This is a genomic window from Tuberibacillus calidus DSM 17572, assembly GCF_000430685.1.
GTDB classification, from domain to species: Bacteria; Bacillota; Bacilli; order Bacillales; family Sporolactobacillaceae; genus Tuberibacillus; species Tuberibacillus calidus.
Window position 1 is genome coordinate 43074 of record NZ_AUMM01000021.1, and the last position, 13765, is coordinate 56838.

Consider the following 13765-nt stretch of genomic DNA (forward strand, 5'->3'; position numbering starts at 1 on the left):
AATTCAGATCAACCTTTCGAGAATTTTCGCATAGGCGGTTTGCAAGTCACCAAGATCTTTCCGAAAAACATCCTTATCCAGTTTTTCACCGGTCGCCTTATCCCAGAGCCGGCAAGTATCCGGCGAGATTTCATCGGCGAGGATCACCTTTCCGGAAGCTTTCTCACGGCCAAATTCCAACTTAAAATCAACTAATAAAATACCAAGGTGATCAAAATAGTTTGATAGAATGTCATTGATCTTCAGGGCGCTTTGCTTGATCAGCGCCACTTCTTCCGGTGTCGCGAGCTCCAAAAGATCGATGTGGGCCTCGGTGATGAGCGGGTCGCCAAGGTCATCCCTTTTATAGCAAAACTCGATAACGGGTTGCTTAAGGGGACGGCCTTCTTGCAATCCGAGCCGCTGGGACAAGCTTCCCGCTGCCACATTGCGCACGATGACCTCGAGAGGGATTATGTCAACGGCCCGGACGAGCTGTTCGGTTTCTGAAACCTTTTCGATAAAATGGGTGTCAACACCGGCTTTTTTAAGCATCGTAAAAAGGATGGTGCTGATTTCATTATTCAGACGGCCTTTCCCTTCAATAACAGCCTTCTTCTGGGCATTAAAGGCGGTGGCCTCATCTTTATACTTCACGAGCAATACATACTCATTTTCAGTCCGATAAACGCGCTTGGCTTTGCCTTCATATAAAAGTTCCATGATCCAATTCAACTCCCCGCTCGCTGTTTAATGAAAAATCAAAAGGGGCGGCACGCCCCATTCCAATGCCCCCAAAGGGGACCTGAATTAAAGGCCCGATCTGTGCATCCTGAATTTAATTGAGTCCGAGTCGATCAAAAATGACATCAACATTTTTTAAATGGTAGGTCGGGTCAAAACAATCCTCTATTTCCGCCGGTGTCAAGTAAGCTGTAATGTGCGGATCAGAGGCGACTAGATCCTTAAACGGCACATGTTTTTCCCAAGCCTGCATCGCAAGCGGTTGGACACGATCGTATGCGGCTTCACGGCTCAAGCCTTTGTCAACCAATGCCAAAAGCACTCTTTGTGAAAAAATCAAGCCGAGCGTTTTATCCATGTTTCGTCTCATGTTTTCTGGATAAACGATTAAATTCTTGACAATGTTTTTAAAACGATTGAGCATGTAGTCGATCGCGATGGTCGCATCGGGAATGATGATGCGTTCAGCTGATGAATGCGAGATATCGCGTTCATGCCAAAGCGCGACATTATCATACGCCGTGACCATGTAGCCGCGGATGACCCGCGCCATTCCGGACATGTTTTCCGAGCCGATGGGATTTCGCTTATGCGGCATCGCAGAGGAGCCTTTCTGTCCCTTTGCAAAAAACTCTTCCACTTCCCGCGTCTCCGACTTTTGTAACCCGCGGATTTCTACAGCGAATTTTTCAATCGATGTAGCGATTAAAGCAAGCGTAGCCATGTAATAAGCATGTCGGTCGCGCTGCAAGGTTTGTGTTGAAATCGGGGCGGGACGAAGCCCCAGCTTTTCACAAACGTATTGTTCAACAAAAGGATCGATATTAGCGTAAGTGCCGACAGCCCCAGACAATTTTCCAACGCGGATGCCCTCAGCAGCTTGTTTAAATCGCTCCAAATTCCGCTTCATTTCCTCATGCCATAGCGCCATTTTCAAACCAAATGTCGTCGGTTCTGCATGCACCCCGTGCGTGCGCCCCATCATGATGGTGTATTTATGTTCTTTCGCTTTTTCTTTTAAAACCTCAATAAAAGCTTCCAAGTCTTTTTCGATGATGGCATTCGCCTGACGAATGAGGTAAGACAAAGCGGTATCCACCACATCCGTTGAAGTTAATCCGTAGTGCACCCACTTCTTTTCATCGCCCAATGTTTCGGACACCGCACGGGTAAACGCAACGACATCATGACGGGTGATTTGTTCCAGTTCTTGAATCCGGTCCACGGAGAAGCTGGCATTCTCCCGGATTTTCTTAACATCTTCTTTCGGGATCACCCCGAGTTCGGCCCAAGCCTCACAAGCTAAAATTTCGACTTCAAGCCAAGCTTTAAACTTATTTTCATCCGTCCAAATGGCGCCCATTTCTGGCCGCGTATAACGTTCAATCATCGGTTTTCCTCCACTTTCTCTAGTTCTTCTTTCCATATTCCAAGCGCTTTGATGGCCTCAAGCGCTTCTTTTGTTGTATGGCCCAAAACGGTAACATGACCCATTTTGCGGTTCGGTTTGGCTCTAGCTTTCCCATAAATATGGCAGTGCGCTGCCCCAAGATGCGGAATGGCCTCGGCCACCCGTTCCATGTCCTGCCCTAACAGATTGACCATTACAGCTGGTTTTAATAAGGCAGTCGAGCCGAGCGGCCAGCCGCAAATCGCGCGAATGTGCTGCGCAAACTGCGATGTTTCGCAAGCTTCAATTGTATAATGCCCGGAATTATGCGGTCGCGGGGCCAGCTCGTTAGCAAAGAGGCATCCGTCTTTTGTTAAAAACATCTCAACAGCCAAAGTACCGACCAAGTCGATCGATTCGGCAATCTTTAAAGCCATCGCGACAGCATCTTTTGTTTCGGATTCGGTGATGCGGGCCGGCACAATGGTTTGATGCAAAATGTTGTTGATATGTTGGTTTTCAGCAACCGGAAAAGTTGCTGTCTCACCGAGGGTGCTCCGGGTGACGATGACCGAGAGTTCTTTATCAAAATCCACCCATTTTTCTAAGACGAAAACGCGCTCACCATTAAGTTCCTTATCGATCGCCTCACAGTCATCTGGATTGCGTAAAACATACTGGCCTTTGCCATCATAACCCCCAGTAGTCGTCTTGAGGACGCAAGGAAACCCGATTTCGTGAATAGCACTCCGCAAATCCGCTTGCGTCACAACCTCCCGATATGGGCTTACGGGAACACCGGCTTGTTCTATGGCTGCTTTTTCGCGCAAACGATCTTGTGTGATGTGAAGCAGGGCACTTCCTTGTGGCAAGTAGGCCTTTCGCTCAAGCTCCTCAGCGACTTCACTGGCGACGTTCTCAAATTCATATGTGATGACATCCGACACTTCAGCCAATCGATTCGCGGCGGCAACATCATCATAAGCAGCTGCAATGTGGACATCGGCCACTTGAGCTGTCGGGCAGTCCGGCGTCGGATCCAAGACAGCGACCCGAAATCCCATTTGCTTCGCAGCAATCGCCATCATCCGGCCAAGCTGCCCACCACCGAGAATGCCGATCGTCTCGCCTGGTAGAATGGTTTTCATGATAAGTTCACGCTTTCCTGTACCGCTCGTTTCATATTTTCGCGGTAGTTTTGCAGTTTCATCGCAACGGTTTCAGAAAATGCACCAAGTATTTCAGCGGCTAATAATCCAGCGTTAACCGCACCAGATGCGCCGATGGCAACGGTAGCAACCGGAACGCCGCCTGGCATTTGCACAATTGAAAGCAAGGAATCTAGCCCATTCAACGCTTTTGATTGAACTGGAACTCCGATGACCGGCAATGTCGTCTTAGCGGCCACCATCCCAGGGAGATGCGCCGCCCCGCCCGCGCCAGCAATGATAACTTTGAGGCCGCGTTCTCTAGCCGTTTCGGCATACGCAAACATCGCATCGGGTGTTCGGTGTGCGGAGACAACTTTTTTCTCATATGGAATATCCAGCTCATTTAAAATGTCGCAAGCCTTTTTCATTGTTTCCCAATCCGAACGGCTTCCCATGATCACACCGACTTCCGGCTTCACGCTCAACACACCTTTCTTGAAAACTAAAAACATCCGGTTGTCCGCTTCCTAATACGAGAGAAAGCGAACATGCCGGATGTTTTTCCGAATGCCAAAGCTTTCCCTCATAGTCCGGTGATTTACGGTCGCCGGGTAGAGACTTTTGGGCCATATTCCCAAGATTATATGAGGAAGCTAAATATTAACGATTCACTTTTTACGATTCTATCTTAACAGTTTTATCTGTCCACAGTCAACGAAAAACCGAACTCTAACTTATTTTTAACTTTAAATGTTCGGATTTTGTTCAATGCCGCCCTTTCCATGTCAAGTTGCCATTCCTCAAAATCGGTGATTTAATCCACAAACAAGTGTGCCCCCTTCTTTCCGCATGGTAAAAAACATGTCCCATGTCTTTCAGCGATTGGCATGAAGTGGTTTTGACACGTCATGGGGCAAGCCTTTTTCCAATGGTTTTGACCCAGAAGCCGCCGTGGAAGTTCCGGGGTTCGTGAGAGATGATAAACGCGTTAGGGTCTAACTGTTTAATCGTATCCATTAAATTTCTCTCATTGCGCCGCGGTGTTAAAATTTCCATCATCAACCGTTCGCCGCTCCGACCATGGGCGACCCATTCCGTCACCCCATACCCCTTCTCGCGGATGCTCTCGGTAAAATTCTCCTTAATGCGGCTCGTGATGACATTAACGGTAATATAGCCAAGCGCGAGCTTCTCTTCGATTTTCATCCCACAAATCACGCCGAAGCCGTATCCTAAGGCATAGGCCATGAGATTTTGCACTTGATTTAGATGATTGATCACAAGCCCTAGCCCGAGAACATAAATAAGGACTTCAAAAACACTCACAAAGGCGGCAAGGTACCGATAACCTTTTAACGTTAGAATCATTCTGATTGTAAAAAAAGAGACATAAACAATATTAATAACAAATATTATCGCGACCATGATCAGCCCATTTTGTAACATATAACCTTCCACACCCTTTTTTAACGGTTCGCGACTTTAATCATACACCATCCCACGATTTCCGTGAACACTTACATTTCTCGCATGGAGGAGAAATAAAATGGCTGACCAAAGAAAAAAGTATCAAGATTGGAAAGACTCGATCAGCGGTTTTCTTGGTAAAGACTTTTGGTCCGATTTCCAAGATTTTTTCACCAAGAATTGGCCCCAAGTCAATCTTTATCAAAACGAGACGCAAGTTCTGTGCCTCATCGCGTTACCCGGCATTCAGAGCGTCAATGATGTCCATATATTTATCAACCATACGCAATTAACGATTAAGGGACATCTGAACTGGCAATTTCAAGGCTTTGAACCGGTCGAAGAAGAAATTTATAAAGGGCGTTTTGAACGCGTGATAAAGCTGCCGGTTCCTGTTCATCACGAACCCGTGGAAGCTGTCTATAAAAAAGGCATCTTGCTTCTGACATTGAACCGAATTCGCGATTTTGAAGTGAGCGAAATCATTATTGCAGATGATGACAACTAAATGAACAAAAAACCAAGCGGAACGAAACCGAGTGCAATAATCACGGCCCCGACCAAAATAAAAATTAACCGCACATAATACCAAGGAATGGCATCCAAAACCTTACCGGAGATTTGGAATGCAACTGCTTTCGAATGATCGTGAAACTGTGCCCCTTCTGCTTTTTCCTTAAACTTTTCTTTCGTCTTCATGAGCCAATCGTACAAATACTTTCCTAACAAAATGATGATGATTCCGATTAACCAAATCATGATCGACACAACAATCGGCGCCATCTTATCCCATCCTTTGATTAAACGTTTAATTAAAGGATGTGTCGAGATAAGAAAAATTATGTTTCAAAGCAAAGGATTTCAAACTTAATGAAACAAACGGAGGTTGACTGAAAACGTCAACCTCCTGTTTCTATTTGGCAAGGACCGGAAGAAAAATAATAAAGATGATAAACAACACCCACATCACCGGATGTAATTCCTTAATGCGACCACGAACGGCCATTGTAATCGGATAGGTCACAAATCCAAGGGCAATCCCTGTGGTAATACTGTATGTGAACGGCATCATCGCAATGGTTAGAAAGGCCGGAATAGCAATTTCTAATTTATTCCATTCGATGTCTTTCAACGCTGAAGCCATGAGAACCCCTACAATAATGAGAGCTGGCGCCGTAACATCAGCGGTGACAACCCCTAAAAGCGGCGAGAAAAACATGGCGAGAAGGAATAAAATTGCTGTGACCACCGCTGAAAAGCCGGTTCGTCCGCCTGAAGCCACCCCTGCGGAGGACTCAATATAAGCCGTCGTCGGACTTGTGCCCAAAATACTGCCGATGACAATGGATGAAGAGTCCGCAAGCAAAGCTCGTCCGGCGCGCGGCAATTTATTATCTTTTAAAATCCCAGCTTGGTTAGCAATGGCCATCAACGTACCGGCGGTGTCAAAAAAGCCGACAAAAAGGAAGGTTAAGACAACGACGACTAAATTCCATGAGTTAATATCCCCTAAGTGCGTAATCGCCACGCCAAAGATCGGCTTAAGACTTGGAATGCTTGAGACAATGCTGTCCGGTATAAAGACGGGATTCGCCTTATCGGTAATACCCATTAAGGCGAGAATTACGCCCGCCACCGCCGTGACAACCATCCCGTAAAAGACTCCGCCTTGAATACCGCGGACAAGAAAAAGAATGGTAACTATGAGACCGAAAAGGGTAAGGAGCACGCCGGTTGAGTGGAGGCTGCCGATTTGCACCAGAGTATCTGGGTTTTTCACAACGATTTTTGAATTTTGGAGCCCAATGAACGCAATAAATAAACCGATTCCGGCTGCTGTCGCCCGTTTTAAGTTTTCCGGAATGGCATTGATGATGATTTCACGGATTTTAAAAATTGAGATGAGAACAAAGATGACCCCGGCGATGAACACCCCAGCAATCGCCGTTTGCCACGGGATCCCCATGCCAATGACAACCGTATAAGTAAAAAAGGCGTTTAAACCCATCCCCGGAGCAATAGCTACCGGATATTTTGCCAAAATGCCCATGAGAAGCGTGCCAATGGCAGCCGATAAAGCTGTTGCCGTAAACAACGCTTTTGTATCCATATGGGTCGCACCAAGGACCGTTGGATTCACAAAAAGAATATAGGCCATCGCAAGAAACGTCGTAATGCCCGCTACCGTTTCTCGCTTAAAGTTGGTACCGAACTCATCAAACTGAAAATAACGTGCAATGGGATTGCGATTCACAATCCTTCCCCCTTTAAAAAAAATGGCTTCGGGTCACATGACCGAAGCCTCTACAATCTCCATATTTTGACATCTTTTGACAAAACAGCTATACCGCCAATCAAAAGAAATACAGTCAAAATAAGTAGTAAAACCATTTACGGTGGTTTTGTAGAGACTCCCGGGCCATATTCCCGTGGATTATACTTATTAGATTATTCATAATGAGCATCCTCATTATACGAAATGCGTTGCCGACTGTCAACGATAAAAACGAACATTTTTATTTATATTTGATGGAAATGTTCGGATTAAATGTTATTCCCACTCAATCGTTGCCGGCGGTTTGGATGTAATGTCATAAACGACGCGATTGATATGGTCCACTTCATTGACAATGCGTGTGGACACTTTTTCGAGCACATCCCAAGGAATCCGTGCCCAATCTGCCGTCATCCCATCGACGCTGGTTACGGCGCGAATGGCCACACAATAGTCATACGTTCGGGCATCTCCCATGACACCGACACTGCGGATGTCCGGAAGCACCGTAAAATATTGCCAAATGTCACTTTCTAACCCGGAACGCGCGATCTCCTCACGCAAAATGGCGTCCGATTCACGAACAATCGTCAGCTTCTCCTCGGTTATTTCGCCGAGAACCCGAATCCCAAGCCCCGGCCCAGGGAACGGCTGACGCCAAACGATTTCATCAGGAAGCCCTAACTTTTGACCGAGCTTCCGCACTTCATCTTTAAAAAGCGTATTTAAAGGTTCGACCAAGTCCAATTTCATTTTTTCGGGAAGTCCCCCGACATTATGATGCGACTTTATCGTTTGCGCCGTATCCGTGCCGCTTTCGATGATGTCCGTATATAACGTACCTTGGACGAGGAACGAGATATCTGGAAGCTTCTCCGCTTCTTCCTCAAACACATAGATGAACTCATTGCCGATGATTTTCCGCTTTTGTTCAGGGTCGCTGATGCCTTTTAACTTATCAAGGAAACGGCGGCGGGCGTCAATTTTAACAAAATTCATATGGAAGCGGCCGCGGAATGTTTCTTCAACCGCTTCGGCTTCGCCTTTTCGAAGTAAACCGTGGTCGACGAACAGGCAATACAGCCGATCACCAATGGCTCGATGGACAAGCGCTGCGGCAACGGATGAGTCGACGCCACCGCTTAATGCGCAAAGCACCCGGCGATCGCCGACGGCTTGGCGGATTTCTTCAATCTTTTGGTCAATAAAATGTTCCATCGACCATGTCGCATGGCATCCGCAAACGTCAAAGGTAAACCGCTCTAATAATTGAAAGCCATATTCGCTATGTTTCACTTCAGGATGATATTGCACTCCGTAAAGCTTTTTGTCGTAAGCAGCCATGGCTGCGACCGGACATGATTCACTTTTTGCAATCACATCGAAACCTTCCGGCGGCGCTGTGACAAGATCACTATGGCTCATCCAAACGACTTGTTCAACTGGCTGGTCCTTATAAAGGAGGCTGTTTGTATCAACAATCACAATGGCTTTCCCATATTCCCGATGATTTGCCCGCATAACCTTAGCGCCAAAATGGGCGCTCATCAGCTGCATTCCATAACAAATGCCAAGAATCGGGATGCCCAGTTCAAAAATTTCCGGATCGCATTTCGGCGCTCCCTCCGCGTAGACGCTGTTCGGTCCACCGGAAAAAATGATGCCTTTTGGCCGCTCACTGCGAATTTCCGAAGCCGTCACGGTATATGGCCTTAATTCGCTATAAACGCCAAGGTCGCGAATCCTCCGAGCAATCAATTGGTTATATTGACCACCGAAATCAACTACGATGATTTTATCTTGATCCAAGCTAAATGACCTTCTTTCCTTTTCTTATAACCGTCTCTTATTTTGAATGTTCCCTTTTTCCATAAAAAAAACCGAGCGAACCGCCGAAAAGGCAGATCCCCGGAATGCAAACAAAAAAACAATGCGCGGAATCCGCCTTCATTGTAAGATCCTTTACGGTGATCTTGTAGAGACGCCCAGGCCGTATCCCCAGGCTTAAATGAAGGGCAAAAGGAACGTCTTGATTTATAGATCCTATTCTATCAGTCTAAGATCCTTTCTTCAACCGCGCAGTTTATTGATAATATTTTCCCAATATTTCTTGGATTCCAACCAATCCTCAGTGGCTGATCGATGATAACGACCGCGCTCATAAACGAGCGTAAATTTTTTCATATCGTCCGTCCCCAAACCGCGGTCGACGATCGAAGCAAATTCGCGTAAGGTTTGATGCGGTTTTTTCACATAACCGTAAAGCGACAGCAATTTCAGAAGTCTTTTAGCCGCCAGTTCAAGCGTGGAAGCGTCCGTTTGATGCTTAAACCTTCTTAAAGTATAGCCCGGCAACCATTTTTTCCGCGTCCGATACAAGAAGATACCTAAAATAAGCGCTACGCCAGCCATACAAGCAAAAATGACATACAAGACTTTCAGATTGATTTTAGAAAACAGCGATGGATGGGTGGTGTCTTGCTCAGCCACGGTTTTCTTCGGCGTTTGTTTCGGTTTATCCGGTTTCTTCGCCGGCGGAGGTGTTTTCTCTTCAGCTGCGGACGAATCGGCATAGTTAAATGACGTGATGTTGTCAAAACCAATCGTCGGCTCGAATGGTACCCATCCGCTCCCAGGAAAATAAACCTCCACCCAAGAATGCGCATTGGAATTTCTAATTGTATACTCGTATCGGTTATTTCCAAGCGTATCTTTATATTCACCCTGAGTAAACCCTTTGACCCAACGGCTCGGAATGCCTATCGTACGTAGCATGACCGCCATGGCCGTTGAAAAATTATCACAATACCCCCGTTTAGTCTCAAACAAAAACTGATCGACATAATCGACGCCTTTTCCGGGAACGGGGATATTCGATGTCTCATAATGAAAATCTCCAGACTTAAAATAATTCACAATGGCATTGGCTTTATCATAGCGGTTATTGGCACTTTTCGTAATGGTTTCTGAAAGCTTACGAATCCGTTCTGGCAGGTTCTCCGGTAATTGTAAGTAACGCGCTTTGATCGCTTCAGGGTCGGCGCTTGCGTCGGTAACTTTTTTCAACAAGGGAACACTAAAAGTTGGATACTGAAATTTAACGAGATAATTTTTCAACGTTACGAAGCGACCGTTATTCAACGGTTTAAGTTCACCGGTTTTTTTATTCCATTCAAGGGTGTCCATTTCCGACGCATCAACGCTTAAAATACCGCTGCCGTATATCAATTGCGGAAAAGTTTGCCCGTGGTAGCTCACGGAATCGGTTTCGGTTTCGGTCTTTGTTCCTTTCTCAAATGGAGTAAACTCCGGGTACTGGGATAAATCGCGGGGATCTAAAGATTCAGTCCCCGCCCCGTTGTGCACGACCCAACCTTTTCCCGTATACTCGTCCTTCGTGGCCACAATCCAATAATGACTGTGCTCTCCGACGGTCGTAAAAATCGGCGTGTCATCCATGTGAAAAGTACCGCCAAGATGCGTATCATCGCTGTCGTAACCAATGGTTTGCCCCCCTTTGGCACCCGAGGCACCCTGGCTCGTCTCATCGCCATAGCCATTGGCCGCTTTGGTGATGAACGGCACCGGATCTGGCCATTGCGGCTGCGGCTTCGGAGCGACCAAGCCAACTAACAGCGACAGCCCAATCATGAGAATTAAGGGCCGAATCCATTTGAGTGGAAAAGGACCTTTCTCAAATGCCACCCGTTCGCGCTCTTGGATATTCAAAATTCTTAATAAACCGAGAAGCACAAGCCCAATGATCAAGGTTCGGACAATGGCCATGTCGGCATGGTACATTGTAAAAGTATCCACGACAGTGAGGTAGATGAGCGTCATGAAGAAAAACAGGAAAAGTTTCCGGGTTTGAATAAGCCAAAAATGCATGAGATAACTGACGATCCAAAGCAAAATAAAAAACAGAAATGATCGAAATAGGTTCGTTAATCCCACCCAGTTGCCTTCAAACAGAAACACGGTATTAATTTTTAAATCTTGAAGGAAATAATCGATCCAAAGCCCGCTTATTAGCGGTGTGTTATAAAAAAACAACATATGCAAGGCATAAAGAAGGGCAAACCCCTTCGCCGAAAAAGTGATCCAAATGGGGAGCCGCAAGTAAGATAACAGAAATGCAAAACCGGCAAACCCGATAAAATAATCGATGCGGCTGGTGTTGGAAATCACCGTTAAAGGCCTGAGCCATTCCCAGAAAAGCAAAAATGCTAATAGATACAGAAGAAATGAAAATTGGGTTTCAGATCGTTGCAACGGTATCACCCGCTTTTGGTATTTCATCAAAACGATCGTCGGACACAATGTGCGCATAAACGCCTAAAGCTTTCAGCTTCTCTAAAAGATGATAATCTACAGGCAACGGTTTTTCCGCACAGAAAAACAGTTCCAGGGCAAGGCTCCGGCTCAATAAATCATTAAATAGCCAAATGAGGCGTTCACTTAAATGAGGCGTAATATACACAAGGGTTGTTTGCGGTGACAAATGCCGCACATATTTATTGAATAGATAAGTGATATCCATGGCACCATCTTGTTCTGCACTCGCTAAATGATGAAGGATGACCCATTTCTGGTAGGTTTGATCATGCCTTGTCACCCAAGTCGTTTCTTTCCCGAATGAGCCAAAGCCAACCGCGGACCCTGTCCGAAGCGCCCGGTCTGAAAGGCTCGCAGCAAGTGAGACAGCCCGTTCAAAATCATCGGAAGAACTTTGGCCGGTTCGATCTAAGACAACAACAATATCTTTATTGAGGGGAAATTCAAATTGTTTGGTCACAAGCTTATTAGTCCGCGCCGTCGCTTTCCAGTCTAACCAACTTAAACGGTCACCCGGAATGTAATCGCGGATGCTGGAGATCGACGTTAAATCCACCTCAAAATTCCGCCTAGAGCGCAGCCGCCCGCCCTGGGATAAATCCAGCGGCAGCCATTTTTTTGGTGTAATCACTTTCGGATAGACAAGAACACGTTGCTCGACCCGAAACGTTTTTTGTTTTTGGACGAAACCGAATAAATCGCCCGTCTTGATGGTCACTTCTCGGAACCGATAATCTCCGCGCGGCATTCCATCAATGCGATAATCAAAGACCACCTGTTTCCGAAAGCCAAGTGAAACTAGCGCCTTCGTCGTTTCTTTCGTTAATTGAGCATGCTTTTTCAACATATTCTCAGGGGCGTGATCTTCAATGATCAAGTAAAAGAGCGGGAACGGACGGTTTCTCGTGAGCTTAATCGTCACTTGCAGCGGTTCTTCCGCATAGAGCTCCTCTTGGTCCACCAGTCGCTCGATGTGGACATCATGAAGTGGGTAAAACATCAATAATATTGTATATAGAAAAACAGGAAGGAAACTGTAAAACACAAACCAGCTGACAAAACCGCCTTGGAACATGGCATAACAAAACGCGATGAGAAAAAGAACGACAACCCAAAACAAGCCGAGTGTCGGCCGATATCGTCGCAGTCGGCGGATCATTTGACCCCGCCCTCATTCAATACGGGAACTTTAACGGCTTTTAAGGTATCTTCAACAACGGATTCCACCGTTGTCCCGGAGTATTTTGCATCGGGTTTTAAAATCATGCGATGCCCAAGCACAAAAGGCGCCAAAAATTTCACATCATCCGGCACGACGAAGTCTCTACCATGCATCATCGCATAGGCTTGCGATGTTTTTAATAACGCCAATGTCCCGCGCGGACTGACGCCAAGATAGACATCATGATGTTTGCGCGTAAAGGTCACCAAGTCGATCATATATTTTTTTACGGTTTCTTCGACATAAATGCGGCGGGCTCTTTCTTGAAGCGCCACCACTTCTTCTTGGGACATCACGGGCTCAATGTCGTAAATCGGATGGCTTGATTCCAAGCGATTTAAAATCTCTAATTCCTCTGTACGGTCGGGGTAACCCATTGTCAGCTTTAAGAGAAAACGGTCAAGTTGGGCTTCCGGCAGCGGAAATGTCCCTTCATATTCGATCGGATTCTGTGTCGCCATAACGAAAAAGGGTTTAGGTAAAATCCGCGTTTTCCCATCGACCGTGACGCTACCTTCTTCCATGCCCTCAAGGAGCGCCGCTTGTGTTTTCGGCGACGTGCGGTTAATTTCATCGGCGAGAACGACATTCCCCATTAACGGTCCCGGACGAAACTCAAAGGTCATCGTTTTCTGATTGTATACCGACATCCCGGTTAAATCGGACGGCAAGAGGTCCGGCGTAAATTGAATCCTTTTAAACTCTATCCCTAGTGACTTGGCAATAGCACGGACGAGCATCGTTTTACCTACCCCAGGGACATCTTCAAGCAATACATGCCCTTCCGCAAAGAGAGCAACGAGTGCCAAAACCGCCGTACGGCGCTTGCCAACCATGACTTTCTCAATATTATCAATGACTTTTTGAACGGATGGATCCAGGCTTTCAAAATCAGCGATCATCATTTTTCCCCCTAACACAACCTAATACGGACTAAATTATATATTATCAAAATATTATTTACATATAGATTATTATATCAGAAATGAATAATAGGAAACTATTTTATGGCAAAAAGCGCATACTTTCTTGTTTTCGTCGCTTCAAAATATCAGCACGTATGGTAATATATTGGTAATAATCGAAATATTTAATGCTCGTTACCTTGGGGTAAATACACTTCCTGGTAGGTCATCACCGTTACATGAAATAAAGGAGGGAAAAAAATGCTGGAATTCCATATTGGTACTTTTATCTTTCAA

12 protein-coding genes and 3 riboswitches are annotated in these 13765 nt (G+C 46.0%); of the genes, 1 reads left to right on the forward strand and 11 read right to left on the reverse strand.

From position 1 onward, the window contains the following. Positions 1-3: 3 nt before the first annotated feature. The 5 genes from purC to H532_RS0106755 all read right to left on the reverse strand — a co-directional run bounded on the left by purC (position 4) and on the right by H532_RS0106755 (position 4710). Positions 4-702 carry a phosphoribosylaminoimidazolesuccinocarboxamide synthase gene (gene purC, locus H532_RS0106735; RefSeq protein ID WP_027724860.1) on the reverse strand — a complete coding sequence of 233 codons (699 nt, stop codon included), beginning with the start codon at positions 700-702 and terminating at the stop codon, positions 4-6. Between the two features lie 115 nt (positions 703-817). After that, on the reverse strand, positions 818-2113 hold the full coding sequence (purB, locus tag H532_RS0106740; protein WP_027724861.1) for an adenylosuccinate lyase: 1296 nt from the start codon (positions 2111-2113) through the stop codon (positions 818-820). Beyond that, positions 2110-3261, reverse strand: a complete 1152-nt coding sequence (gene purK, locus H532_RS0106745) for a 5-(carboxyamino)imidazole ribonucleotide synthase (protein ID WP_038111727.1) — start codon at positions 3259-3261, stop codon at positions 2110-2112. The genes purB and purK overlap by 4 nt, the downstream gene beginning before the upstream one ends. Further along, positions 3258-3743 carry a 5-(carboxyamino)imidazole ribonucleotide mutase gene (gene purE / locus H532_RS0106750; protein WP_027724863.1) on the reverse strand — a complete coding sequence of 162 codons (486 nt, stop codon included), beginning with the start codon at positions 3741-3743 and terminating at the stop codon, positions 3258-3260. The genes purK and purE overlap by 4 nt, the downstream gene beginning before the upstream one ends. An 87-nt stretch (positions 3744-3830) precedes the next feature. Beyond that, a riboswitch (purine riboswitch) is annotated at positions 3831-3932 on the reverse strand. Positions 3933-4170: 238 nt separating this feature from the next. Further along, positions 4171-4710 (reverse strand): DUF2179 domain-containing protein, encoded by a 540-nt coding sequence (locus tag H532_RS0106755; protein ID WP_027724864.1) that lies wholly within the window; start codon positions 4708-4710, stop codon positions 4171-4173. Positions 4711-4810: 100 nt separating this feature from the next. On the opposite strand from H532_RS0106755, the gene H532_RS0106760 reads away from it, so the two are divergent. After that, positions 4811-5239, forward strand: coding sequence for an Hsp20/alpha crystallin family protein (locus H532_RS0106760; RefSeq protein WP_027724865.1), 429 nt, complete (start codon positions 4811-4813; stop codon positions 5237-5239). On the opposite strand, the gene H532_RS0106765 is transcribed toward H532_RS0106760, so the two are convergent. The 6 genes from H532_RS0106765 to H532_RS0106795 form a co-directional block, all read right to left on the reverse strand. Then, a complete protein-coding gene (locus tag H532_RS0106765; protein ID WP_027724866.1) occupies positions 5236-5514 on the reverse strand; it encodes a hypothetical protein in 279 nt (92 codons plus the stop codon). The two genes, H532_RS0106760 and H532_RS0106765, sit on opposite strands and share 4 nt — an antisense overlap. Before the next feature lie 130 nt (positions 5515-5644). Beyond that, positions 5645-6970 carry an NCS2 family permease gene (locus H532_RS0106770; RefSeq protein WP_027724867.1) on the reverse strand — a complete coding sequence of 442 codons (1326 nt, stop codon included), beginning with the start codon at positions 6968-6970 and terminating at the stop codon, positions 5645-5647. Between the two features lie 120 nt (positions 6971-7090). Then, positions 7091-7193: riboswitch (purine riboswitch) on the reverse strand. 89 nt (positions 7194-7282) lie between these two features. Next, positions 7283-8815: a glutamine-hydrolyzing GMP synthase gene (guaA, locus tag H532_RS0106775; RefSeq protein ID WP_027724868.1), complete on the reverse strand. Its 1533-nt coding sequence runs from the start codon at positions 8813-8815 to the stop codon at positions 7283-7285. A 121-nt stretch (positions 8816-8936) separates the two neighbouring features. Then, positions 8937-9038, reverse strand: a riboswitch (purine riboswitch). 38 nt (positions 9039-9076) lie between these two features. Next, positions 9077-11278 (reverse strand): DUF4129 domain-containing transglutaminase family protein, encoded by a 2202-nt coding sequence (locus tag H532_RS0106785; RefSeq protein ID WP_051263190.1) that lies wholly within the window; start codon positions 11276-11278, stop codon positions 9077-9079. Next, positions 11265-12500 carry a DUF58 domain-containing protein gene (locus tag H532_RS18100; protein WP_051263191.1) on the reverse strand — a complete coding sequence of 412 codons (1236 nt, stop codon included), beginning with the start codon at positions 12498-12500 and terminating at the stop codon, positions 11265-11267. Before H532_RS18100 ends, H532_RS0106785 begins: the two co-directional genes overlap by 14 nt. Next, positions 12497-13465 carry an AAA family ATPase gene (locus tag H532_RS0106795; RefSeq protein WP_027724870.1) on the reverse strand — a complete coding sequence of 323 codons (969 nt, stop codon included), beginning with the start codon at positions 13463-13465 and terminating at the stop codon, positions 12497-12499. Before H532_RS0106795 ends, H532_RS18100 begins: the two co-directional genes overlap by 4 nt. Positions 13466-13765: the final 300 nt, after the last annotated feature.